The organism is Streptomyces sp. MK7, from assembly GCF_032658145.1.
In the GTDB taxonomy this organism is placed as follows: Bacteria; Actinomycetota; Actinomycetes; order Streptomycetales; family Streptomycetaceae; genus Streptomyces; species Streptomyces spiralis.
On sequence record NZ_JAVACL010000001.1, the window covers coordinates 66,993 to 92,237 of the forward strand.

Sequence of the window (25,245 nt, forward strand, 5' to 3'; positions counted from 1 at the left end):
CGACCGGGCGGACAAAGCTGGCCGGATGCCACCGCCCTTGTCTGCCCCTCGCTGTTGCCACCGGCACCTTCATGCCAGAGTCAGCGTGCGCACAGCACGGACAGCGATGATCCGAAAGCAAGGAGTGGTGCATGCAGGACAGCGCACCCCGATGGCAGATCGTTGTGCCCACCGGCGGCGACGCGCTCCGTCAGGAGCGGCTCACCCGGGATCTGTACGACACCCTGCAGGCGACGGACGGTCTGACCGTCGGCTTCAACGACGACGACAAGCCCGCCGAGCCCGGGCACAAGGGCGCAGCCGTGGGCGAGATCGCGCTCTGGGCGGCCACCGCCACCGCCGTCGCACGTCCGGCCTCCCAGGTCCTGATCGCTCTGATCAAGGAGTGGTGCGCCAAACAACGGCACCGCAAGGTCGAACTCACCTACGGGGTCCACTCCGTAAGGATCACGGGGCGTCCGGACGCGGCGCAGGAGCGGATGGTCCGCGACTTCCTGGACCGGGCGGCCGGCGGCGAGGACGCCGGACCGGAGGACGGCGCAGCGTGACCCGTCTGAACAAGCGCCGTGCCCTGCTGATCGGGAACGAGCACTACGACGACGACCGCTTCGCGCCGCTCCCGTCCGCGCGGGCGGACGTCTGGGGGATGCATCAGGTCCTGAAGCACCGCAACATCGGTGCTTTCGTCTCCGTGCGGACCGAGTCCGATCTGACCGCCGACGACATGCGGCTGGCCATCGGCGAGTTCCTGGAGGAGTGCGAGGAGGACGAGCTGGCGCTGGTGTACGTCTCCGGGCACGGCGTACGGCTGGTTCGGGACAGCGGCGAGTTCCACTTCGTCGCCCGGGACACCGACTTCAACAGGGTGGCCGAGACCGGTGTGAGCGCGGGCTTCGTCAACGAGTCGCTGGAACAGTGCTTGGCCCCGCAGAAGATCGTGATGATCGACTGCTGCCGCAGCGGCGGCTTCGCGGTCGGCCTGCGTACCTCGGACCGGCGGCCCGGGAGCTTTGTGGCTAAGTCCGGCGAGCAGGCCCTGTTGACCAGCAGGGGCGTGTACGTCCTGTCGTCCTCGCGGGCCGGGGAGGACTCGTACGCGGATGCGGGCAACGGCGATGACGTGAAGCCTTCCGCGTTCACGGCCGAGGTGATCGAGGCCCTGCGGACGGGCAAGGTCAGCAAGGACGGCAGCAGCGAAGTATCGGTGGACGACCTGTTCCACTACATCTGTCGGCGTATGCGCGCCCAAGGCGGCCATCAGGTGCCGGTGCACTCCGCGCACGGCGTCGACGACCGCATCGTCATCGCGGCGTGCCCGCTCGGCAGGGCCCCGATCCTCGACCCGCTGAGCGGCCGGCCGCGCCCCGGCGCAGAGGAGCCGCCGCAGCCGCGCGTCTCCAAGTCCGTCCATTTCCAGCCGACTTGGACCGACCTCCTGGACTACTACCGCGAGTGCGTCCTGGCCAACGACACCGAGACGCCTCTCATGGACGTGGGCCACCACAACACGTCGTACGTGTGCCTGGCCGGCACGGAACGATTCGTCTCGGGCGACGTCGACGACGACGGCTGCGTCGCGCTTCCCGAGGAAGCGGCCTCGCTCATCGAGTCGGCGACCGAGCAGGACGCCGAACTCTGGGCGGGCTACCCGGCCGTGGTCCTCACGGGGCCGCGCTCCGGACGCCCCTGGCGGCATCCGAAGTTCGCTCCTTTGCTGATACGCCGCGTCGAGATCGTCCAAGGAGAGGGCGAGGTGCGGCTGAAGCCCTACGGCCCGGTCCAGCCGCATCCTCAGCTGGCCCTCGACTGGCTCGGTGAGGAGGAGGCCGCTCAGCTCGCTGACACGTTCCAGCCCTCCTGGCACCGGGGCCAGCACGACCGCATGGCGGTGGAGGCACGCAACCTTCTCACGCAGGAGTTTGAGCTGCCCTGCGTGCAGGAGCTCCGTCCCGACCAGCTCGCGGACCGCATCGACATCCACACGCCCGGTCACGGTGCCCGCAACACCGCGGTCCTCTTCACCGCCCTGCCCGAGACCGGCTTCACGAAGCGGCTGCTCGACGACTTCACCGACATCGCGAAGCAGACGGACCGGATCCAGGCGACCGCCCTCGGCGCCCTCGCGCCCGACGCCTCGCAGCGCACGCGTGCACTCGCCCTGACGGACCCCGAACCGGCGCGCCTCGCGACGCCTCTGCCCTGCAACGAGGCGCAGACCGCAGTCCTCCGGTCCGCCATGACCCGCCGCCTGACCGTGGCCACGGGCCCGCCCGGCACTGGCAAGAGCCAGCTGGTGGCCAACCTCGTGGCCACCGCCGTCGCCGACGGCCAGACCGTCCTGGTGGCGTCCACCAACAACGAGGCCGTGGACGAGGTCTGGCGCCGTTGCGACAGGCTGGTGCCCGGCAGCGTCGTACGCACCGGTTCGGCACGGAAGAACGCCAAGAGCTACGCGGAGTACGAGACCGCCGCGCTGCACGCACTGCGCACTGCCGCGGAGCCCGCCGTCAACGCGGCCACGGCGGCCATGGACGCCGAGGTGGCGGCCGACCGTCTGGCGGATGTGCGGCAGCGCCTCGCGCACATCGCGGCAACGGAACGGAGGCTGCGCCAGGCAGGCGAGACCCGCGAGGATCATGCCGGGCAGCTCGGCGTCTCCGCCGCCGCGCTCCACGACCTGCTCGGCGGGTTGCCCCAGCCGAAGGAGATGGAGAACAAGGCGCGCCGCCTCGCCCGCACATGGTTCTTCGGGCCGTGGCGTCGAGCCCGCTTCCTCCGCGGGTCCGGCCTGGGCGCGTACGACGGCGACCTCGTCGCAGGCTGCCTCGCGCTCGCCGGTTTCGCCGCCACCGAGTCGGATTGGCGCGACCTGCGCGGGCGAGTGACCTCCGTGGACGACACAGCACTCACGGGCGCACTGCGCGATGCCGAGACCGCCGTCCAGGTCGCTTCACGCACCCTCCTCGCCGGCACGGTCCAGGCGGCCGCCCGGACCGGACGCCGCCGCATCCTCGACCTGCTGCTCGCACGGGACAGCGACCGCAGCGACTGGCCGGAAATGCGAGACGTCCTGGGCCGCTCGTATGGTCGGACGGACAAACCCGCGGTGGCCGGCTGGGCCGTGACCAGCCTTTCCGCCCGGCGTTTCCCTCTCGGCCCGGCCCTGTTCGATCTCGTCGTCATCGACGAGGCCAGCCAGTGCGCCATCCCGCACGTCCTGCCGCTGCTCTTCCGCGCGCGGCGCGCCCTGGTCATCGGCGATGCCATGCAGCTCACGCACATCGCGAAGACCAGCCCGGAACGCGAGGCTCTCATCCGACGCAGGATCGGCCTGCGGTCCGAGTGGCTGGAAAAGTACCGCCTCGCCTACCGGCGCCACTCCGCCTTCCACGCCTCCGAGAGGTCCGTCGGCGGCACCCTGCTTCTCGGCGACCATTTCCGCTGCCACCCGCATATCGCCGCGATCTCCAATGACCTCTTCTACGACGGCGGACTAACCGTCCTCACCGACACCCGCGGCCGACCCGCCCTGCCGCGTCCCGCGGTCATCTGGACACACGTACCCGGACGGGCCGCCCGCCCCCGGTTCGGCGGCTCCTGGGTCAACGCGGACGAGATCGAGAAAGTGGACGCCAGCGTCCGCTACCTGCTGGAACAACTGCCGCCCGAGGCCACCGTCGGCGTCATCACCCCCTTCAAGGCGCAGGCCGACGCCCTGCGCAACCGGTTGAGCCAGTACGACGAGGAGCGTCTGCGCGTCGGCACGGTGCACACCTTCCAAGGCGGTGAACGCGACGTCATGGTGTTCTCCCTCGTCGCCGGTGAAGGCATGCGCCCCGGTGCCGTCGAATGGGTCGGCGGACAGCTGAATCTCTGGAACGTCGCCGTCACGCGGGCACGCAGCCACCTCATCGTGGTGGGGGACAAGGACCGCTGGCGGAAACGGGGAGGCGTGGCCGCCGCGTTGCTGGACGCCGCGGAGCACAACGGTTCACACCCTCACGACAACGACGAAGACGCCCTACTCAAGCGCCTCTACCAGGTGCTCTCCCGGCAGACGGGAGCCACCGTCGCCTTGGGCGAGAGTGTCCACGGACATCCGGCGGACGCGCTGGTGCGCAGCGTCGACGGCACCGCGCCCAGGGCCGTACTGCTCGATCGCGGACCGGAGGAGGATGCCGATGCGGCACGCCACCTGCGGCTGATGCTGCACCGCCGGAACCTGCTGAGCAGCGGTGAAGACGGAGACGACGCCACCCGCTGGCCGGCCTGGAGGCTGTACGACACCGGCAAGGACTGAGAAGTGAGTGCCTGTCTCCACGTCCTCACGCGGCAGAGTCACTCTCCGTACGCCTGCTTCCAGCGCGTCCGGTGACGGACGTCGCCCTGGCCGCCGCCGTTCACCTCGCCGAGCGACAGCAGGGAGGCTCCGCTGTTCCACAGCCCCAGGTGATCACGGTGTACGGCCAGGATTCCGTGCTGTACCGCGAACCTCTCGGAGGGTCGGCTGAACCGCGTGGTCGTCACGAACACGGCCACATCGGCCCCGAAGTGCACCTTGGCACCCAGCAGGTCGCGCATTTCACGGCTCGCGATCGTGCTGGTCGGCGCGTACCGCTTGCACTGGATCACCATGGTCCGGCCGTCTGGAAGACAGCCGACGACATCAGCTCCGTTGTCGTTCGCACCGCCCACCCGACGCACCTCGGTGCACCCGTCCCGTCGGCAGAGGTCCGCGACCAGCTCCTCGAACTCCGTACCGGTCATCGCGTCCACCTCGGCCAGCGTCCGTCGCCCGGTCTGAATCCTGTCAGCCTGCCGCCACAGACGGTCCCGCTCACGCGCCACCCGGTCCGTGTGCAACAGCCACCAGGCGGCCATACCCACGCCACCCAGCAACAAGGCCCCGATGAGGTAGGGCCAGACCACCGACCAGAACACCACCAGGAGAACCGTCGCTGTGCCCCCGCCCATGGCCACCCGCTTCAGCCGGGCCGCCTTCCGCCTCCGCGCAGCCGCACCTCGTCCGCGCCGAGCCGCCATCCGCGCCTCCACTCCCCGTCGTCCCAGTACGGCAGTCTGGCCAACGAGGGTCGGCACGAGTAGAGCGCGAAGTCGGCCAATGGCCGGATCAGGCGCTGTCGCCTGGCCAGTGCTTCGGCGGTGACGTCTTCGGGTCGGTGATCTGCAGACGGTTCTGGCGCGACGGGTCGACGGCCGTCAGGAACACCAGGCGCTGCCCGTCGGCCCCTTCCAGTTCAGCGATGGCGTGCGGCAGCGCCGCGCACACGGTGGCTATGGCGGTGCCGAGGCCGACCAAGCCACCGTGCTTGTTGTTCTGGCGGTACTGGATGCGGTGGAGTCCCGACCGCGCGATCGCCTCGACCTCCAAGGGGCGGCTCAGCTGCTTGGAGTCGTTCGTGATGATCGCCTGAAAGCCCTCGGCCTGGGCCTTCGCGTACAGCTCGATGTCCTTCGTGCCGGCCCAGCCGTCCAGTTCGTGGACGTGCGTCACGTCGTGCGCGGTCAGCAGGATGCGAACGATGTTCGCCATGGGTCTGGGCACGTTCTCGTCGAGCAGCAGCTTCAAGCGGCGACCTGCCGAGAGCCGTCGACGTAGCTGTCTACGTAATCGCTGAAGTCGGCCGCGTCGCGTGCCGCTGCGGCGCTGACCCCCGGATAGAAGTCACTGACCCTGTCCGGGGGGACACCATCCCTCACCAGGGCCGCTACCTCTGCGGCCGGAATCCGTGTGCCGTCGATGACCGGCTCGCCACCGCGCACCGCCGCATCGACCGCGACATGGTCGCGCGGCTTCAGCAGGTCGGGAATGTGACGACCATCCTTGTAGAAGGGTGCGAGGACATCCACCAGCTGGTGGATGACGACGTTCCCGCCCTTGATCAGGTCGACCGCCTGGTCCGGCTCCGCCAGGTAGATCGTGTCCGGGCCCGTGACGAGCCTGTACTCGGACAAGTGCTCCCGCTCGCCCAGATCTTCTCGGAGCGTGTCCACGGCCCTGCGGATCTTCTGCAGGGACGTCTCCTTACGGAGCTTCACGCAGGCTCGCAGGGCCACCACGTCACGGAAGGAGTACAGGATCGGGCGCGAGTCGGAGATCTCCGGCACGAGGAGCGCGCCCTGCTTGCCGGAGGCACGACGCCAGTGGGAGAGCTGTCGCAGCGTGGCACCGGAAAGGGCCGCGGCGAGTTTGGGCTCGTACGACACCGCGTTCCTCCTCTCCGCCCCGTCCCTGGTGACCGTACTGCATTCTCGTGCCTTCCGCTGAGATCGGAAAAGACGGGCTCCGTTCGAGGTAATCGGAGCCCGTCTCCCGACCATCAGACCATCGTCGTGGCACGAGCGCGCAGCAGCCGATCGAGTACGGCGACCGGCGAGCGCGGGTGCAGGCTCCGACGGACGTCGAGCGCTGCTTCCCACTGCTCGGTCAGGCCGGCCTTGAGACGCTCACGCATGCCAGGGGTCACGTGGGCATAGCGCGCCGAGACCGAGCCGTCGATGTGGCCCATGCGCTCGTCCATGAGGACCTTCTCCGTGCCGAGGTCCTCCATGTGCGTGCGGTGGGAGTGGCGCAGGCCGTGCGGGGTGAGCCCCCTGGCGATCGGCAGCCAGCAGGCGTCGGCCCGGCCCTGGGCGTTGCGGCCACGCACCGGGACACCGGGCCAGGGCTCGCTGAGCAGAGGGACCGGGCGGGCCTCCTGGGGTGCCTTCTTCGGGTACCAGCCGGAGGTGGCAGGAGCGAACAGCCAGGTGGCGAAGCCGTTGCGGCGCCAGTGGGCGGCGTTCTGCGTCGGGGTGCCACCACGTACGAAGTTCAGCTCAGTGATGGCGAGTTCGACGCGGGCGCGGGTGTCCTCGCGTACGCGCTCCGGGTGGTTGAGGACGTTGGAGACCGTGCCGGTGGAGACGCCCGCGCGGCGGGCGACATCGACGAGCTTGGCGCCCTGGTGTCCGCCGGTGCGGGCGGTACCCTGCCCGCGGAAGACGTACCGCTTGCCGTGGCAGGGGCACGGGATGGGCTTCGTACGGGCGATGTGGTCGGCGACCAGGGCCGACAGCCAGTCCGTCGCATCGATGGTGCGGTAGCTGTCGTCCTTGGGCGGGCAGCGGACCAGTTCGCCGGAGTCGAGCTCGTACAGCTGGTGCTCTACGCGTATGGCGCCGGGCCGGGCGAACTCGGTTTCCAAGCCGACGATTTCACCCCACCGCATCCCTGTGTAGCCCTTGATTACGACGGCGACGAACTCGTCGTCGCGCCCGGACAGTAGCGCTGCTCGCTCGGCAATGAGCAGCAAGCCGAGCGGGTCGGTGATGACCTTCTCGGGCCCACGATCGCGGGAGCGGCCGGCGCGTTGCCGCGCCCGCGCCGCTTCGCTGCTGGGTTGGAGGCGATGAGGCCCTCGTCCACGGCGTCTTCCAGGATGAGGTGGAGCGTCGAGCGCCATGTCTTGACGCTGGATGCCGCGTAGATGGCCTTCTCCCGCTTCTCCCAGGTGTCCACGTCCGTGCGGAGGATGCCGGCGAGGGCCTTGTCCTCGAACTCGGGGAGCAGGTGCTCCTCGATGTGGCGCCGGTAGTTCTGCATGGTGGACGCGGCCAGGTCCTGGGCGTCGTACCAGCGGCTGGCGTACTCGCCGAACGTTTCCTGTCCGGCCGACGGATCGCGCCAGGTGCCGCGCCGGACCTTGGCCTCTTCCTCGTCGGCGGCCTGCTTCGCCTCTCTCTTGGTGGCGAACTTGACCACTGCGCCTGCCGGGTCGATGACGGTTGCGTACTTGCCCTCGCTGACCTTGTATCTACCGCGCCAGTAACTGCCGCGCTTCTCGGCGAAGCCCACGCCCCGCGTTCCCTCCTTTCTGTCTTGTGGCGGTGGTGTTAGACGGCGGTGCCGTACTGGGACCTGCGGGGTGGTCGGGCCCTCAGACGTGGGGCGGAGGAGATGGGCGGCCGAATCTGCGGAGTCGTACGTGACGGCGTCGTAGTCGACGCAGACGGATTGGCCGGTGACGGCGTCCGCTGTGCTCTCTGTGGCGCAGGCTCCTCGTGGATGCGGATGATCTCGGCGAGGTGGTCCGCTGTGAAGCGGTAGGCGCGGCCGACTCGCGTGTGCGGTATCAGGCGGCGCCGCGCCCGGTCCTTGACCCACCAGGCCGAGCAGCCGAGCATCTCGGCGATCTCTTCTGGGCGGTAGAGACGGGGCAGGGCGGCTTCGCCATCCGTTCGGTGCGGAAGGCATGCGAGGGCAGGGGGCATCGCAGGGTGAGGCAAAAGGATGAGTCCTTACTCAGGGGGATATCGATCAGTGAAGTTCCCCCAAGGCCGGGTAGTTAGCGTTCTCGCATGTCACGCAAGGGGCGTTGAGGAAGTCCTGACACGGAGCAACGGAGCTCGTTGGTACAGGCAGTCGTCCAAGACAGCTTGTTACCGAAGGAGCTCCGTTGCCTGGTCATTGTGTCCTGCCGTCGCCGCTGGCGACCATCACCCGTACGGTCACTGTGGCCGCGGGGCGGTTCGCGCCGGGGCATCTGGGGGAGCTGACGGCAATCATGCCGTTCGAGCTGGTTGATGCGGTCTTGTTGGAAACGAGGGTCGTGCAGCGACGGCTGCGTGATCTGCCTTCGCGGGTCGGGGTCTACTTTCTGCTGGCGATGTGCATGTTCCCCGAGGTCGGCTACCGGCTGGTGTGGGCCAAGCTGACGGCTGGCCTGTCGGGGATGCCGGTTGTCCGCCCGAGCACGAAGGCACTGCGTGATCTGCGCCGCCGACTCGGCAGCGCGCCGGTGCGTGCGTTGTTCGAGGTGTTGGCCGGGCCGTTGGCCCGCCCGACCATGCCGGGAGTGCGGTTCGGCCCGTATCGGACAGTGTCATTCGACGGCTGCAGCTCGATCAAGGTGCCTGACAGCGAACGCAACCGGGGCTGGCTGGGGCGGTGCCCCGCACGGCGGGTATCCCCAGGTCGAGCTGATGACGCTGGTCGAGACCGGCACCCGGGCCGTCATCGCAGCGGTCTTCGGCCCCACCCGGGAGGGCGAGACCTCCTACGCCACCAAACTGTTGCACCATTTGGGCCCCGGGATGCTGGTGCTGTGGGACCGGGGCTTCGACAGCAACGACTTCCTCACCGCCGTGCACGCCACCGGCGCACAGGTCTTGGGCCGCATCCGCCAGCGCCGCCGCCCACCGGTCCTGACGCCGCTCGCCGACTCCTCCTACCTCTCGGTCATCGGCGGCGTCCCGGTGCGCATCATCGAAGCCCAGGTGAGTATCACCTGCACCGATGGCAGCACCTTCGGGGGCTCCTACCGTCTGGTGACCACGCTCCTGGACGCCCGCCGCTACCCCGCCGACCGCCTCGTGCACCTGTATCACGAGCGCTGGGAGCACGAGAGCGCCTACTACGCCTTGCGCCACACCATCCTGCACGGACGTGTCCTGCGCTCGCACGACCCGGCCGGCGTCGAGCAGGAGGTGTGGGCCGTGCTCACCCTCTACCAGGTTCTGCGACGCACCATGGTCCAGGCAGCGGAGTCCCGGCCAGGCACCGATCCCGACCGTTGCGGCTTCACCGTCGCCCTCCAGACCGCCCGTGACCTGCTGGTAGGTGCAGAAGGAGTCTTCGAGCAGGGCATCGGGGAGATCGGCCGACGCGTCCTGTCGGCGCTGTCGCCCGCACGCCGAGGCCGCGTCAGCACCCGCAAGGTGAAGTCCCCCATCTCCCGCTACGCGGAAAGGAAACTGGACGGCCGCCCCGACGCCAGCAAGGCCGTGACCTCGACGGTGATCACTCTCCTGCCGCCGCCGGCGCCGGAGCCCGCACTGCCCACGGCCACGGTCCCCCAGTACGTCGGCCCCGGCCAGACCAGCAACCGCATGACACGCGTCCTGGCCATCCTGCAGGCAGAACCCGAACGGCTCTGGCGCTCAAGGGAGATCGCCGAACTCCTCGGCGACGTCACCCTCGCCGCTACCTACCGACAACTCGCCCGCTGGACCGAGAAAGGAATGATCAAGAGGGTCCGCACGGGACGCTACGCCGCAGTCACACAGGAAACGGCCCCCCTTGCGTGACCTGCGAGAACGCTAACTACCCGGCCTTGGGGGAACTTCACCTACCTCGGAAATCCATCCCGAAGCGACCATGCTCCGCCCCACGCGTCGCAGGCGGCCACAAACTTAGCATGCGTCGGTGAGCTTCCCAACTACATTGCTGCTCCACTTGCGTTCATGCATGGCGGCACTCGACCGCGTTCTTGATCCCAGCACCCATCCCACCGTGCACAGGACTACAGGTGCCCACTTCTTGATCGCTTGCCTCAGCCGGCAGAACCCCTCCCGGGCCGCGCAGCGGAACATCACGTTCTCGAAGGGATGAATTGCAGGCGTGCTTTGTCACAGCGGCGGCGGGCCCCTCGTTGCCGTAGCAGCGTATCCCGCACCCCCTGGAGGCTCTGGCCAAGGACGACCCCGCAGACGCCGACTCGGTTGTTGATCTGGCACGGGGCATGCGGGGCCCCGAGGGGGAATAACACATCCTCAACGGAATCATAGTATTGGAGAACGTCGTCACGGATGTGCTCGCAGATACCTCGCTGCATGAGAGTGACTTCACCGAACCCGAAAACCGTCGCAGGTCATTCAGGGGCGCAGCGAGCGCAATCTTCACGTTTGGAGTCCGGACGAGCCTCTGCGCAGTATCCACAGGATGGGCAGAGGTAGCTGCGCGTACGCTTCCAGCAAGGTGCGGCAAGCAAATCCTGAGCGAAAGTTCGGTCCAGACGGTCTCCGTCGCCGCCGATCTTGCCCTCAGAGTCAGTGGTCGTGAGCACTGCGTATCGGTCACTGCACTTCACACAGCGACGATTCTCCCAAATGGATCCACAGTGGTCGCAAGCACATCGGTATGTGTCGCCACGGCGTTGGAACGCTTGGTCGGATCGGGTCGGGAGCCGACTACAAATCGGGCATCTGAGCAGGCGACGGATTCCCTCAGCTCCGTCATGCAACGCACGCACCAGCCCATCGACTTTCTGCTGGTGGTCACCTCGCTGCCGGACATGTGAAGTCGGGATGCCCAGCTGGTCAATTGAGGAAGGCATTGCGTCCAGTTCTTCCGGACTGGGTGGGCGTACCACGATGATTTCGTTCCTGCCTGGCTCCACCCAGTTCAGACTCTTGGCGACAGGCGCCACGAATTCTGCACGACAGGGCACCCGGACTGGGAACTCTGCCAGTACGGGACCAACCAGCGCGGCACGCAGCAAGCGGCCCACGCGCGCGACGCTGTCGATATCGGATGGGCTGACCGGCACGAACGTCGGAGCGGCGGGGCCACTGCTGCCCCAGCCACCGTGGACACCATGGACTGCAAGTCTCAGGTGGATCGGCAGTCGCTCTCGTTCGGCGGGCTCACCCGGGTAGAAGATCACTAGGGGTTCGCGGTTTGTTGTCGCCAGTTTGGAGAGCCATGACGTGATCTCCTCCGGGTCACCTGAGGCAGTGAGGGCATGAGGAAGAGGGACCATTCGCAGGACCTGGCGTCCGCGGAGGCGGAGAACGAAGGTGTCATCGCTGTTTCGGCTCAGCCATAGCGCGTCCGCGTGATAGCGGTAGCGCAGCCTCAATTCGTCTGGGCCGAGGCTCTCGACGGTGGGTTCGGGCTCAGCCTGCAGCCCGAGCTCGTCGAGCGCCTGTACGACCAGGAGCAGAACGAACTGCGCGAAGCTACGGCACCAGGCGGCCATCCTGGAGTGTGGGTCTGTATTGGCATCGCCCTTGCCGCGCAGTTTGACCCAGGAATTCCACAAGTCCCGACTGTGGCGATAGTTGGCGTCATTGAGAAACAGGTTGGTTGGGCGCAGTTCGGGTCTGCCGTCATAGGGAGTGCGGATCCCTTTGCGGAGGCGTGAGTCCAACTGTGGGGCCAAGGCATTGCGTAGGGCATTGAGTTGACCTCGCAGTTGTTCGATTTCCTCGTCGAACTTTTGCCCGTCGAGCAATCTGCTGATCATTTCGTACAGTCGGGCTCGGCCACGCCAGTTTGGCCGGGCTGCGGCCTCGCTCAACAGATCCTGGCCACGCTCCACCATTGACGCTATCGATTCGAGTTCGGCGGAGCGGGCTAGGACGTGCTGCCACAATCGATCCACAAGTGCAGCCACGACCCGGTTCTCGTACAGGTCATAGTCAGGAACACGGACCGGCGTGAGCAACTGGGCGGGTTCAACGCCTCGCAGACGACGGGCTGCCCAAGTCTCGCTGTGTGCGGAAAGGTGTACCACCGTGCGCCATGTGATGCTGCGGGCTCGACTCACCGGGACGAGCGTGTGCTCGGTGCGCAGTCGCGCGTGCGGAGCACGGCAAACCGCTCGTACGAAGCCCAGTTCAGCACGGATGCGGTCCTCCAGCGGGTGCGGCCGCAACCTGCTATCGGTGTCGGTCACTACAGGGGGAGTGGAGATCCACTCGGCCAACGGGGCACCGTGCTTCACTGCCTCTGTCACCGTGTCGCCGACCTGGAGCACGTTGTCCACTACAAGTGGGTCGGGGAGCGGTCGATGCCCGAAGTCACCGGACCACCAGGTGCGCTGGTCCGCCCGCAACAGCCAGTTCCCCTCCCGGCCGACGAGGTAGTCCCCAGGGGCTGCACGCCGGGTATCCAGCAAGAGCGTGTGTTCATCGGTGGGGATCATGTAGCGACCGAGCGGCACCCGGCCGTCGGGTGGTGGCACCAGCCGACCAGTCAGCCGGTCGAACAACCTGACTGGGTTCGCCGACTCCATGAGACCCCCGGGGCGGCTCACAACACACCCCGGTAACGGATCTCGTCGTCCAGGGCGCGTAGCGAATCGGTGGGTTGTGTTCGGTCACACAGTTGTGGCCATAGCGTCTGAATTTCGGAACGGAGCGCCTGAAGGTCGGTGGAGTGCACCTCAGCCCTCCCTTGAAGTTTGCGGAGCACCTTGGTCGCGAGCAGGTGGTCGGCCGCCTCTCCGATCTCTCCGCCTGCAGCCCGTACGACGGGGATAAACGACTCGGCCTGCCGCTTCAGGCGACTTCCCCAGGAGATGCCGAAGCTTTGCCGGAGGCGTTGACCGAGCTCGTTGTCGAGGAAATCCAAAACCTGAGCAACGTCGTCCACATGATTTTCCTTGGCATCCGTGAAAGCGGCGGACAGGGCTCCAAGCGAAATGGGAGGGATCAGCTGCGTATCACCAGGGTCGAACTGTTCCGGTTTTGTCGGCAGCTCAAGTACGTGCGCCCGGTCATACGTCTTGTCCGCGAAGGAGACCGTCGTCTCATCGTGGTTGGCCGTACCCACAAACCAGATATTGTCCGGCAGGAGTAGATCGCATCCGTCCCGCAACAATTGCGGTGCCGGGTCGACTCGGGAAGTCATCAGTCGAAGGCGCTGCGGCCCGCTCTCACGCAACTCCAGTGCATGCAGGATGTCGCTGAAGTATTGCTCTGGGTGGGACAGATTCATCTCGTCGAGTACGACGAAGAAGGGCTTGGCGCGAAACAAGGGGAGCTGCGCGCGATACAGAGCCTTGGTGAAATCTGTCTCGTAGAACTTGCGCTCGAAAGCGTTGTAGTAGCCCATCAGGTCCTGCGGGCTGCGCCACTCGGCGGCGACGGCCACGGTTTCGTAGCCGGCACCGATCGCTCGAGCAAAGGCAAGCGGAAGCCGGGTCTTGCCGATCCCGCTGATGCCTTGCAAGAGGTGGAGTCGGCTGGCAGCCAAGCCGCCGAGGAAACAGCGCAGGTCACGTTCGGAATAGTACAACCGTTCATTACGTGCGATGATGTCACGCACTCTCTGGACCAGGGTAGGCAGCGATGGCGCACCCCTCCGCAGTTCTGGTTCCCTGGAGTAATTGGGGTCCAAGTCCATCTCGACGCAGGCCGGGAACGGCGACGTGTTGCCGTTGCTTGCCTGAAGTTTCTCCAGTTCAGCCGACTGTTCGGCGATCTCCCGGCGAAGTGTCTTGTTCAACTGCTCCAGCGCGTTGTTGACGAGCTGGGCTGTCTGCTGCTCGGCTACCGAGATGCGGCTGGCAGCAATGTGGAGTTGCAGTTCCTCGTTTTTCCTCAGTAGCTCTTCTCTGTCGATGGCCAGTTCTTGGCAGCGGGCTTCCAAATCAGCCAGACGTTCCACAGTCGCTGACGGGCGGGCTGCCAACTCAGCGAGCAGCTCGTCGTTCCTGCGCCGCAGCTCTTCCAGCTCAGCCGCTGCCTCCGGCAGCGACAGGTCGCCCAAGGCCAATTCAGCTGCTTCCCGCTTGGCCAGCTCGTTGGCACGCCGCCTGGCCAATTCCGACGCGGCATCGTGACGTCGATTCGCCGCCTCCAAGTCGAGGCGAAGTGTCTCCAGCTCACCGGCGAACCTCGCTTCAACCGTCTTCTGCTGGTCAGCCATCTCCTGCACGAGATCCTGCTCACGTGCGGTCAGACGCCGCTCCGCTCTCTCCAGGTCGTGTCGGCGGCGGTCGAGGTCGGCTTCGTATGCGTCCAGCCCGGCCACTCGTTCGGCCAGTTCCTTCTCCTTGTCGCCAATGCGAAGATCGGCCTCCTGGGCGCGCTGCCGCTCCTCTACCTCCACAGACGCCCGTCGCCTGGAAAGTTCCTCTCCCAGCTGCTGAAGCTGAGCGTGACGGTATTCTGCGAAGTCGCTCTGAGCAGCCTGCTCAAGTTCGAAGAGTCGCGCTTCCCATTCGCTCAGCCGTTTGGCCTCCTCGGCCAGCCGGGCCTGTTCCTCCTTCGCCTTGGCAACACGATCATCCAACCCTTCAATACGGGTACCGAACTCAGCGTTCTGCTGAGCTTCTTTGACACGGAGCTCCTCACGCTGCCTGTCGATGGCTTGCTTGGCACTTTCGTGATCGCGCTGACGGCGTGCGGCGAGGTCCTTTGCTCGTTCGAGACCTTGGATGGCGGTCTTGAGACGCTCCGTGCTGACCTCAACAGTAAATTCCGTATCCATGGGCGCGGCTTCGGCCGGCCCGTGTTCCATGGTCTCCGCTGCTATGAGGGCTTCCGCCGTGTCGATCAGCTTCCCACTAGCCTCCCCGGACGACGGGGGAGCGCCCACGAAGCGGTTAGAGGCACTCCCGGAGGAGGATGCAGGGTGGCCGCGGGTTTTGCGGGCCTTGGCGCGCCTTTTGCTCATCGTGCGCTGGTCCTTTCTGGCTCCGGTGACAGATCGAGCACGGTTCTGGCCGCATCCAGGGCGAGTTCTCGACACCACTGGGCGTCATCGCTCGTGGAGGCGTCCCGGTCGCCGTGAGAACCGCGGTTACGGAGAGAGTTGACCTGCTCCAGTTCGGTCAGCAGGTTTGGGCGGCGTTCCGCGAGGCCACGCAGTGGATGCTGCAGGTATTCCGGGTTATCGGGGCTGGCGGCCGCGACGAGCGCCCAAGGCGCCAACTCCTTGACAGAGCCCTTCTTGACCAGAGCGGAGATCTGCTTCGTGAACTTCGCTGGGTTACTCTGCGCCGTCGCGAGACCTTCACCGAATTCCCTGAGGTTCCCGCTGATGAGGAGCGGTACACGGCTAAAGCCGAGACGAGCCGCACACTCTGCCAGGTGCTCCCTGAGGATGCGAGCGACGCCTGCGCCCTGCTGCATCTGCCAGTTCGGCGCGACTGGCCGATACTCGTCGACCAACCGACGGAACAAATGCTCGTACACGCGGACGGTCTCTCGTGCAACGGTTTCGATATCTGCGTTCGAAGCCATCCTTGCTGCGGCGTCCTCAAGCCCGAAGAGCAGGTCAAGCATGGACGGGTAGCTGCGGATTCGGTCGCCCAGTTGCTGCACCAGCTGTTCCTCAGACCGCTCACGGACTGCGCGGGCGATCTTTCGGTACCGGTGGTTCAAGTCATCGTCAAGGGCCAACGTCAGATGGGAAACGGCCTTAGACAGCCTTTGGTCGGAGTGCATGTGAGACAGCACAAGCTGTTGGAGCATCAGGCCGGGATCGAGCCCGAACGGGTCTCGGGCTCGCCACCCCGGTGAACGTGATGAGCCCTCGGTGGTTTCGGCGTTCAGCTCCAGCCAGGTGAGCAAGTACTCGGAGGTGGGCGGGCGAATATCCCAGACACGGTTCACCTGCTCCTCCGGAGGCATTGCGAACTCCGTGTGAAGGGCCTGAAGCTCCTGCTCGGCTTCGTATGCAGCGAGCGTCGGCTCGGCGGCCTGGTTGAACTGGGTCACGCGGCGCTCGGCGAGAGCGCCGCGATGTGCCGCGACCGCATGGATGATCTGGTCTGCGCTCGGCGCCGGCAGCTCTCCGGCACGCGCTTGATCGCACGGCGGAACCAGGTAGGCAGTCTCCTTGCGTGGATGCCCAGCACTGTCCAGGCGCAGATCGGCATCTGTCCCACGGACCCGCTGCACCGGTTGGAAGTCGAGATTCGTCGCAGTCCGAGGCCAGAGCTCTCCCGCGGGACTGCTCGCATCCTGAAAGACGTGGGTAACCACAAGCTCCGCTTCCTCGTCCACCCTTCCTGTGGCCACGGTGCGTAGACCCTTGCGGGTGGGAACGGCGGAAGCATCCAGCTGGCCTGAATCCTTCAACTGCCGTATGACGTAAGCGCAGAGTTCCGTGTTTTGGTGAATACGGCGTGCGATTGCGTCCGGCTGCCTGACACCGGCCCGGCACAGCCCCAGGACGACCTTCTCGAAGATGTTGAGGTGGTGCACTCGCAGTACGGGAGCCGTGACCCGATGGACGAGGACAGGCCAGCACACGAACAGCAGGTTGCGGGACCTCGGTGGTGCGGAGAACAAGAGCACACCACGTTCAGCGTGGAACGTCACCTGACCACCGTTCCGTCTGTCCCACCGAGGCACATCCTCCGGAAGTCCATCAGGGGTTCTACCTCATCTGGGGCGACGCTCGGCTCGAAGAGCTGGTCGTCGCCCACTACAACCAGCAGCCGCTGTTGCCGGCTCATGGCCACGCACATGCGGTTGCGCAGTACCAGGTGGCCGTAGGTCTCACGCACCCAGGCCGCATAGCTGTCGGGCTGGGTGTGTCTCTTCTGCTCTACGTCTTCCGGAACGGGCCGTGACCGGGTGACCGACAGGAATGCGACGTCGAACTCCTTGCCCTGGAACGCGTCTACAGTTCCCACTTGCAGCCGCACTCGTTCATTGTTGCGGTCGTCCCTCAGCAGTGCCTCGACCGGCCGGTACTCGCGACCGCTGCGCACGGCGAGCCCCTGTCGTTCCAGTTCAAGCCAGATGCGTTGCACCTGTGCCGCATAGAAGCTGATCACTCCAAAGGTGAGGTCCCGGCGTTCCAGCGCCAGACGCTTGAGTTCCTTGGCGATTGCCCTGGCCTCCACAGGACGCGTCTTGCTGCGACCCGGTACCTCACCACCGGAACCGTTAGGCAGGCTCAGCCATGCAGCGGGCTTGCCGTGATAACCGTCGAGCGCGTGAACGAAGTCCTTGTCCGGCCGTGGCGATTCCAGAGTCTTGTCGTAGAAGTTGCGGCTGACGAAGTCGCCGAGCACACGGTGCATGCGGAATTGGGCGCCCAGCCGGACAGTTCTGCCAGGCTTGTCAGGGTCCTTGCGGAGCAAGGTGAACAACTGCTCGAAGACACTTCGGCGAAGCATCGTGAGCTCGCCAGTCCGCCGCTGCTCCTCCAGCCCACGCTCGACATCAGGCTCCAGCATGTGCGGCAGCTGCTGGTGGTCTCCGACGAGGACGATCCTTCGGGTGGCTTTCGTGAGAGGGATCAACAGGTCTAGCGGATTTGCGCGAGCGGCCTCGTCTACGATCACGGTGTCGAAGAGCACGTCTTCACCTTCGGCATCCTTGGCTGCCGCGAGCCCACGTGAATCGGCCTGCTGGCAGGTTGTCGCCAGCGACGTGGTGTAGAGACGCAGCGTGTGGTGGACGGCGATGGGGTTGCCGCGAAGATCATCCAAGTAATCCGCGAGTACCTGATCCACGCCTTCGGCCGAGCTGCCCAGCCGGTCTTCCAGGTCTTCCACGATTGCGATGAGGAGGTCCACTACGTCCTGCCGTACAGCAGGACGGGCAAGTCGCTGGACCGGGATCATCTGGTCAATCAGGCGGGAGCGCAACTCAACCAGTTCCGGTAGGAACGGTGGTACATCGCCCTCCACCCAGTCTGCAGCGCGATCTAACAGCTCGCGGTCCTTGTCCTCGACAGAGCCGAGATGCCGTAGGCGGGTGAGCACGGCTGAGGCCATCAACGGGCCGTCGTCGGCGAATGCCGTTGGCGTGCACCGCAGTCCTCGTATGGCGCGCAGGGTCGTCTCGCGGCGTGGGTCGCCATTCAGGGAGGCAACGCGCCGAGCGACCTCCAGACTGGTGCGCAAGCGGTCAAGGTCGTCCATGAGCGCATCGGAGATCAGGCCGCGGGCATGTGCGGCGACCCGCTCCAGTAGCGCCGGAACTTCTTCCGCTGCGACAGGCGCCAGAGTGTAGGCGCCTGCCTGCCGGGCGATTTCCCTGAGAGCCAGAGTACGGCGGCCCTGCATGCTTCCACGCAGTTCACCGTCCAGAGCCGTGATCGCCTCCGCCCGCCACGCGCTGATGTGCGCTGTGGAGCCGCGATTGCGTGAGTCCACCTTGATGGCCGGCAGGTCCCACACCTTGGAGCGTTCGACAAGATTGTCCACAGCGGCATGCTGAAAGCTGGTCAACAGCATGCTTCGACTCACGACGGCGTGGCCCTTGCCCTCTTCCGCCAGCCGGGTTTGCAGGGCAGCGATCAACTGGGTCTTTCCAGTGCCAGGAGGCCCCTGGACGACTGCGATGTCCGGGGTGTTGAGTGCAACATCGAGGGCCAGTTTCTGCGACTCGGTCGGTGTCCCTTTGAAACAGGCCCACGCTGCCTCGCTATAGGGCTTGATGCGTCTGCGCTGGTGGCCGCGCTCCAACTTTCCTTGAAGAAGCAAGTGCAACTGAGGTAGCGGGATGTCCTCGTTCTGTACCCGCTTGATTGCCTCGGCACGACGCTGCAGTCGTCGCCGGTCACCCCCGACTGCAGCGTGAAGGAAACCGCTACGGGGAGGCATCCTCCGAAACAGGCTGGGCCCGACTCCCTCAGTGAGGCTGTCCCGTGTGCTAATCCGCAGATCTAAGGTCTGAGAATCCACATCGACGCTCTGTACTATGCCTGTCTCGTTGCCCCGTTCTGCTTGGACATCGAGCAGACCGAGCACGTCTCCTTCCAGCCCAGTGGACTTTGAACCCCCCAGCACATCGGGGAGCTCGGCTGCACACTCCAGTTCCAGCTCCTCGCCCGCCCGGACGGCGCTGGCGATATACCTCAGTACATCTTCTTGCCGATCCGGATCGGTCTCTTCCGAACCGAGGTGGAAGCGAATGACATGGTCAGGACCGTCCAACCGCCGGTACTGGGAGTACTCCATATAACGGAACTCACGCATGCGGCGCAGCGCATACCGGTTCTCCAGCTCATGGTATTCACGCCACCGGGCCAGGAAACTGTCCTCAGCCCCGGTTGTCCTAAGCCGATCGACCTCTTCTCGTACTTGTCGGCGCAGCCGAGTGTCGGTCGACCTGTCCACGAAGTCGAGGTCGCCGTGGACCAGGGCGAGCCGCTGGCGCTCATCGGGTTGCCGACCGTGGCTTCGTACGTTGGTGATACGCCAGCCCATGTTGTCGCGTGCGAGCGAGACCGCGATGTTGTCTCCGAGCAGTATGCATGGCTCAGGTTCGTGCAAGTCCTGCCCTGGGGCGGCCAACGCGGAGAACCGGTGCGGCAGCGTGGCTCCCGGGAGAGGGCCGAGCCTCGTCCGCTGCCGAAGCCAGTCCAGCGGCGCACCTGGTGTCTTGAGCTTCGTGTCATCAGCAATCCTGCGGATTGCGTCCAGCGCCCGGTCATCCAGTGCGACGCGCAGCGGCTGTCCCCACTGGCGCACCATGTCGTAGGGATGCGCCCGAAGACGGAGCCAGGTTCGGCCCCGCTGGTCCTGCTCTTGAGTGTTGAGCACCGCCACCACTCCGCGGAACGGGTCGATCAGCTGGCGCAGCGACTCGTCGTCACGGTCCCCACGAGGCCGTACCCGCCAGCTGAAGCCGCTGTCTGAGGACTCGTTTAGCCCTGCCGTGACGATTGGCCCGTTCCAAGCGAGCACGACTTCCCGGCCCCTGGCACTTTCAGGTATCTCAGTGCCCGATGGCCCGCTGATCCACAAGAACAGAGGCTTACCAGGCAGCATGTCGATGATGTCGCCTCCACTGCTCACCGGTTCACCCCCTGTTGGAGAGGCTGGCTCCTGAACCGCAGGAAACAGTGGATCTGCTCGTTGGGCCCGAACCGCACCGTCCACCGACCCGAGCTGGACACCGGTATCTCCTTGCGGTAGCCGAGTTGCAGGAGAACACGGCGTTCACCGCTGGGATCCTGCAGCCATACCTCGTGGCGACCGACCCGTTCCACAGTCACCTCCGATCGGCCGTCCCAGGCGATCTCGACCACGGGCTCATCGGCGTCCACAATCAGTGACGACGGGCCGCGGTCCAGGCACACCAGTGCATTGCGGGCCCTCACCGGAACGGGCTCGCCAGACGTGAGCAGGAGCGACTCCAACCGGCCGGTCTCCATGTCCCGCTGCGGTAACCCCGACCTTTCAGGCTGCGCTGGCACGTGGGCGTACAAGTCACATCGGGCAAGGAGAGGCCGCACCGTTCCGCACCAAGGGCAGGCAGCGGATGACGGATAGTACGAGTGAGCGCAGCTCGGACACATGATGGCGGACATCGCTGCCTGGTCGAGCTTAGTGCGCCACTCCAACAGAGCAGGCCGAAGACCGGCTTTATGCAGGCCTTCCTCGAAAGTCAGCGCGAACAGACGCTTGAGGCCCTTGGTGAGCACCGAGTCGCGAGGCAGCCCCTGACGGGTGCGATTACGGTCATCAGTTGGGTGGTCGATCCAAGGGAGCTTCCCGGAGAACGCGTCATCCTCCAGCGCAAACGGATCTTCGTAGACCCGTTCGCCAACGAAAGGGTGGGCCAGTACCAGAACGTGGAACGCCAGCACGGCGAAGGCGTAGGAGTCGCTGGCCGTGCTGCATCCCGACAGCTCGCCAACAACTTCCGGTGCGCCGTAGCCAGGTGTGTATACCGAGGTGTCCGCCACCGTTGACCCCACGGTCAGGTTGTCGGGATCGATCAGCCATACCTGCTCGTGCGCACTGTCGCGTGATACGCGGATGTTGTCTGGGGACACATCGGCATAGGCGACCGCCTTGGCGTGCAGGCCGCCGAGTGCCTCCGCCGCCAGAGTGAGCAAACGCAAGCGGCGGCGCAACCCGCCAGTCCGCCGGTACCAATCGACAACCGGTTCGGTCGTCGGCGGCTTGGCCAGGGAACCGATCCCGGTCATGTCGCCCAGCAGTTCCATCACGTAGCCGACGCGGCCGCTTTGCTCTCTGTCGAGCATGGCAAGCGGCCGCGCAATGGGGATGCCACCGAGGTCGAAGCGGCGCACCAACTCAAGTCGGGTTCGTAGCCGGTTGACATCCTCGCCCCTGACAGTACGCAGCACCTTCACGGCAGAGCGTCCGCCGGCGACTGACCAGACTTCGCCCTGTCCGCCTTTACCCAACTGCTCTTCGAGTTTCAGCGCGGTGCCGAACTCGTCTTGGAGGACATCGCCTCCGCGCAGCCTGCCGCGCCCCCTCGCGCCTGTGTTCACTTTCGTGTCCCTTCCCCCATAGGTTCGGCGTTCTCAGTCGGTGAGGTCGTACAACTCATCTGAGTCGAAGGTGGACAGATCGTCAGGGCTACCGCTACGAACACGAGTAGCCACACTCACCGTGACCCACTGGAAGAACTGCCTCACGCGGTCGAGCTCGTCGGTGCGCACCACCGGGATGGCGGGGTTGGCGACGAACCGCTCCAGTACCTGGTAAGCCTGACCGCCCGCTTCCGGGCCGACCGCGACGGCCAGCCGTATCGCCTTCTTCCCGCGGGGGGAGGCCAGTAGGCGTTCGAGTGCGGACTCCCACTCGTCGGTGGGTATACCGTCGGAGACCAAGACCAACGTCGGCTGAAAGGCCCGCTTCGGCACGGCTTCTGGGTCCTCGAGGACCGTCCGCGCGAGGTCGAGCGCAGCACCAAGAGGAGTGCGACCACCAGCCGACATCGAGTTCCAGTGGGCCTGGGAAGCTGGCACCAAGGGCTGGTGCAGTCGAGCTTCCGCCCCTCCGAAAGTGATCACGCCGACGGTGATTTCCCCGTACAGCGAGTCCTCGGCGGCGAAGGAATTGATCATGCTTGCCATGGCGTTATTGAGCGTTTCGATCTTCTTGTCTTGGTCCATGCTGCCGCTCACGTCGGCCAGCACCAAGACAGGCAGCGGGCGGGCATGCTGTACCTCAACTACAGGTGTCCCAGACTGATTGCCCTCGGTCACGGCAGACCTCCCCATGAGAAGCAAAAACCACACAGCATCTATCTTGAGTCGAACAAACCAGAATCTCGTGTCGCTGATGTCGAGATCAAGGGCTACTCATGGGTAGCTTGACTTGGCTTCAGATGTACGACATGAGCCATCTTGTGGCCCAAGAGAGTCAGTACTGTACCCATCCGACACCTGACGGACGAGGCGGTCCTCACAGGCGGAAGCACCGCTGCGGAACCGCCCCGCTGTCGTCGTCTCGGCCGCACTTACGCAACTTCGGCAACGACGATGACACGTAGTCCCGCTCCGCCAGCAGCCCGGCCTTCCACTCCGGCCCGACCACCTGACTGCGCCTCGGCGGCGCCCTTGATGCCGCAGCAAGAGGCACGGCGTGGCCAAACCTCCGAATGTCAAATGACGGCGAGCTCGCGCAAACTTGCTCGTGCAATGCAGCGCACGACTACGGCTACCGCCCCGCCGGCCCACCACCTGGGAGAAAACTGGGAGAAGATCTTCTCCCGGAGCCCCTGCCTGGCCGTTCCAGACCAACCGAGACCACACCGTTGACCTGCGCAAACATCCCCCGGAGCAGGTCGGGATCTCGCCCGAACCTCATTCGGGACGAAGAGGTCGTGGGTTCAAATCCCGCCACCCCGACGCCGTAGTATCAGGTCAGGGGCCTGATCCGTGAGAGCGGATCAGGCCCCTGGTTCGTTTGTCGGCCCCTCTCGGGAGCCAGCTTCGGAGTCCGGCTCCCAGCCTCCGTCGGCATGAGCCTTCGCCACCGCCGCTCACCGGAGAAGCCACGGGGTGTGGCGGGCACCTGGCGTCCGGGAGGGGAGCCGCTCCGTCGGAGCGTGACGAGCATCCAAGGCAGGTGGAACACAGGTGTGTGTACCGCCCCTCCACGTCGACATGCCCTGGGACTGGCCGACACCCACGCCGGCGCGAAGTTGCCGGAAGGCGGCAGGGTTCAGCTGATTCTTTCTGCCGGAAGTTGCCGCTCACGGTGGATGACCAGGTGCGTATGATTGTTCGAGCAGTCTTCGCCGAATGAATTCGGGCCGGAGTTACGGGGGGTGCCACTCGATTTCGAGGTGCGTTGATCGCGCGTTGATTCGAGGCGACAAATTCCCGGGGGCTTCGCGATACACGCCGCCCAGCCCATGGCTGTGGCTATTTCGCTGATTTCAACGACGCAGGCGCGCTGCGGGACCGTAGGTCCCGGCCATGGAAGATCACGTCGTGTTTCGCCTCGGAGGAGCCGCGATCATGCATGCCCACCTGACCACAGACGATTGGGGGCTCATCGCGGGCGCGGTCACCGTCGTCTACATGGCCGCGATGTACTGGTGCATGCCGACACCGAAAGCGAAGCGGCGCATGATCATCGCCCCGCTGGCCGGCTGGGTGTTTCTGTTGCCCAACGCCACGGTAAAAGGCTATTCCGTCTCGCACACCCTGTATTTCTACAGCTGCGCCCTGATGATGTTCGTCATCATGCTGGTGCCGGTCGCGAAAAGGGTCGCAGCCGACATTGCGGAGCAGGAGGCGAAGCCCTGGGACAAGGTGCCTCTCAACACTTTTTCCCTGTACTGGATGGCCGGCTCAGCCACGGGGTGCGTGGTGGGAATGGTCTACCTCTGGCCGTTCCTTGCATAGGAGGGACCACAACAGCCGCTCCCTGTCGCGGGCCCCTAGCCGCCCGCTGATCGGGCGGTCGGTGGGTGTTCGGCGTGGGGCGCGGGGAGGAGGATGAGAGGCGGGGCGATCTTGTCGGCCGGAGGTCGCGGAGATCTCGTAGGTCTCGGGGGCCACTGTGGGAACTGAGGGGGACCGCCGAAGGACGGCACAGGTGGGGCTCGCGATGCCGGTGCGGGAACTGGTCGCTGGGCTGCTGCGCAGTGTGCCGGAGCTGGCCGTGCACCGCGTACAGGAAGAGCAGCCGACCCGCGTGGCCAGGCCCGCGAGGGCCATATCGGGGCGATGCCCCGCCCGCAGACGGGGGAAATCCGGGGGCGGGGCAGTGACATCAGGGTCGGGTGAGGGGCATGGATACGGCTAAAGCCGGCCTCGAGGCCAGGGCGTCGTCGCCATGGACGCCCGGCCGCCGCGCAATTGCCGACGTTCGAGTTACTGGACGAGCCTTCAAAGATGGGCCGATGCCCCGAGGGGCACCTCCGCCCATACCGTCTTGCCCACGGGGGTGGCGTGGTGCCCACCCCCAGCGTGCGGCCACCACGTCCACCAGAAGCAGCCCCCGACCGGACTCTCCCTCGGGGCACGACGTGGGCAGGGCCGTGGGCGGCCGTTTCGTGGAGGCGGCGTCCGTGACCTCGACACGGACCAGGCCCGCGGTGGTGTCGAGGGAGCGCCGGAGGCCGAAGTCGCGTCCGGTCACCCGGCCGTGCTGGACGGCGTTCGCCGCGAGTTCGCCGACGACGAGGGCGACCGTGCACGAGAGGTCCGACGCCGGCGGGTGACCCCACTCCTCCATGCACCGGACGGCAAGACGCCGGGCGAGCCGCGCCCCTCGCCGCGAGGAGGTGAACTGCCGGCTCAGCGAGGCAGGTTCGCCTTCGCAGGCGAGCGCGATGGTGTCCGGCGCAAGGGGTGCGACGCTCCCGTGCGGCTCGTCTCCCGGCGTGGTCGTTCCTGTCAGCACGGCTTGTCCGTCCTTCCCTGTCGCACTCGAAGCATCGCGACGTACACATGTCGTCACGTTCCGTGCTCAAGGGTCGTCGTTTCGCCCTACGCTCAACAGGTGGCGCAGCCTTACTGCTCAGGCCATAAGCAACGGAAGTGACGCT

General features: G+C 65.9%; 13 protein-coding genes and 3 pseudogenes. 4 read left to right on the plus strand and 12 right to left on the minus strand.

Annotated features, from left to right (window positions below):
• The first annotated feature begins 131 nt into the window (after nt 1–131).
• A complete protein-coding gene (locus tag R2S09_RS00290) occupies nt 132–548 on the plus strand; it encodes a hypothetical protein (RefSeq protein WP_316739072.1) in 417 nt (138 codons plus the stop codon).
• Nucleotides 545–4,300 (plus strand): caspase, EACC1-associated type, encoded by a 3,756-nt coding sequence (locus R2S09_RS00295; RefSeq protein WP_316739074.1) that lies wholly within the window; start codon nt 545–547, stop codon nt 4,298–4,300. The genes R2S09_RS00290 and R2S09_RS00295 overlap by 4 nt, the downstream gene beginning before the upstream one ends.
• 38 nt (nt 4,301–4,338) lie before the next feature.
• On the opposite strand, the gene R2S09_RS00300 is transcribed toward R2S09_RS00295, so the two are convergent.
• The 5 genes and pseudogenes from R2S09_RS00300 to R2S09_RS00320 form a co-directional block, all read right to left on the minus strand.
• Nucleotides 4,339–4,974 carry a restriction endonuclease gene (locus R2S09_RS00300; protein ID WP_316739075.1) on the minus strand — a complete coding sequence of 212 codons (636 nt, stop codon included), beginning with the start codon at nt 4,972–4,974 and terminating at the stop codon, nt 4,339–4,341.
• Nucleotides 4,975–5,131: 157 nt separating this feature from the next.
• Nucleotides 5,132–5,590, minus strand: a complete 459-nt coding sequence (locus tag R2S09_RS00305; protein ID WP_316739077.1) for a DUF5615 family PIN-like protein — start codon at nt 5,588–5,590, stop codon at nt 5,132–5,134.
• Nucleotides 5,587–6,228 carry a DUF433 domain-containing protein gene (locus R2S09_RS00310; RefSeq protein ID WP_316739079.1) on the minus strand — a complete coding sequence of 214 codons (642 nt, stop codon included), beginning with the start codon at nt 6,226–6,228 and terminating at the stop codon, nt 5,587–5,589. Before R2S09_RS00310 ends, R2S09_RS00305 begins: the two co-directional genes overlap by 4 nt.
• A gap of 113 nt (nt 6,229–6,341) precedes the next feature.
• Nucleotides 6,342–7,858 (minus strand): annotated as a pseudogene (locus tag R2S09_RS00315) (LacI family DNA-binding transcriptional regulator).
• Between the two features lie 38 nt (nt 7,859–7,896).
• Nucleotides 7,897–8,274 carry a helix-turn-helix domain-containing protein gene (locus R2S09_RS00320; protein WP_316739081.1) on the minus strand — a complete coding sequence of 126 codons (378 nt, stop codon included), beginning with the start codon at nt 8,272–8,274 and terminating at the stop codon, nt 7,897–7,899.
• Between the two features lie 185 nt (nt 8,275–8,459).
• Here R2S09_RS00320 and R2S09_RS00330 point away from each other — a divergent pair.
• Nucleotides 8,460–10,089: pseudogene (locus R2S09_RS00330) on the plus strand (IS4 family transposase).
• A 563-nt stretch (nt 10,090–10,652) separates the two neighbouring features.
• Here the strand turns inward: R2S09_RS00330 and R2S09_RS00335 are convergent.
• From R2S09_RS00335 to R2S09_RS00360, 6 genes are all read right to left on the minus strand, one after another.
• The gene (locus R2S09_RS00335; protein ID WP_316739084.1) at nt 10,653–12,551 is read right to left on the minus strand and encodes a hypothetical protein; all 1,899 of its coding nucleotides are present in this window, start codon (nt 12,549–12,551) and stop codon (nt 10,653–10,655) included.
• A gap of 266 nt (nt 12,552–12,817) precedes the next feature.
• Nucleotides 12,818–15,031, minus strand: a complete 2,214-nt coding sequence (locus R2S09_RS00340) for an AAA family ATPase (protein ID WP_316739085.1) — start codon at nt 15,029–15,031, stop codon at nt 12,818–12,820.
• Between the two features lie 152 nt (nt 15,032–15,183).
• Entirely contained in the window at nt 15,184–16,722 is a 1,539-nt protein-coding gene (locus R2S09_RS00345; RefSeq protein WP_316739087.1) for a hypothetical protein, read from the minus strand.
• Nucleotides 16,723–16,835: 113 nt separating this feature from the next.
• Nucleotides 16,836–20,276, minus strand: coding sequence for an AAA domain-containing protein (locus R2S09_RS00350; RefSeq protein ID WP_316739088.1), 3,441 nt, complete (start codon nt 20,274–20,276; stop codon nt 16,836–16,838).
• Nucleotides 20,273–21,727, minus strand: a complete 1,455-nt coding sequence (locus tag R2S09_RS00355; protein ID WP_316739090.1) for a protein kinase domain-containing protein — start codon at nt 21,725–21,727, stop codon at nt 20,273–20,275. Before R2S09_RS00355 ends, R2S09_RS00350 begins: the two co-directional genes overlap by 4 nt.
• Before the next feature lie 33 nt (nt 21,728–21,760).
• Nucleotides 21,761–22,447: a VWA domain-containing protein gene (locus tag R2S09_RS00360; RefSeq protein WP_316739092.1), complete on the minus strand. Its 687-nt coding sequence runs from the start codon at nt 22,445–22,447 to the stop codon at nt 21,761–21,763.
• Between the two features lie 1,218 nt (nt 22,448–23,665).
• Here R2S09_RS00360 and R2S09_RS00365 point away from each other — a divergent pair.
• Complete coding sequence (locus tag R2S09_RS00365; RefSeq protein WP_306188720.1) at nt 23,666–24,097, plus strand: hypothetical protein; 432 nt, start codon at nt 23,666–23,668, stop codon at nt 24,095–24,097.
• 486 nt (nt 24,098–24,583) lie between these two features.
• Here the strand turns inward: R2S09_RS00365 and R2S09_RS00370 are convergent.
• A pseudogene (locus tag R2S09_RS00370) lies at nt 24,584–25,031 on the minus strand (ATP-binding protein).
• Nucleotides 25,032–25,245 lie beyond the last annotated feature (214 nt).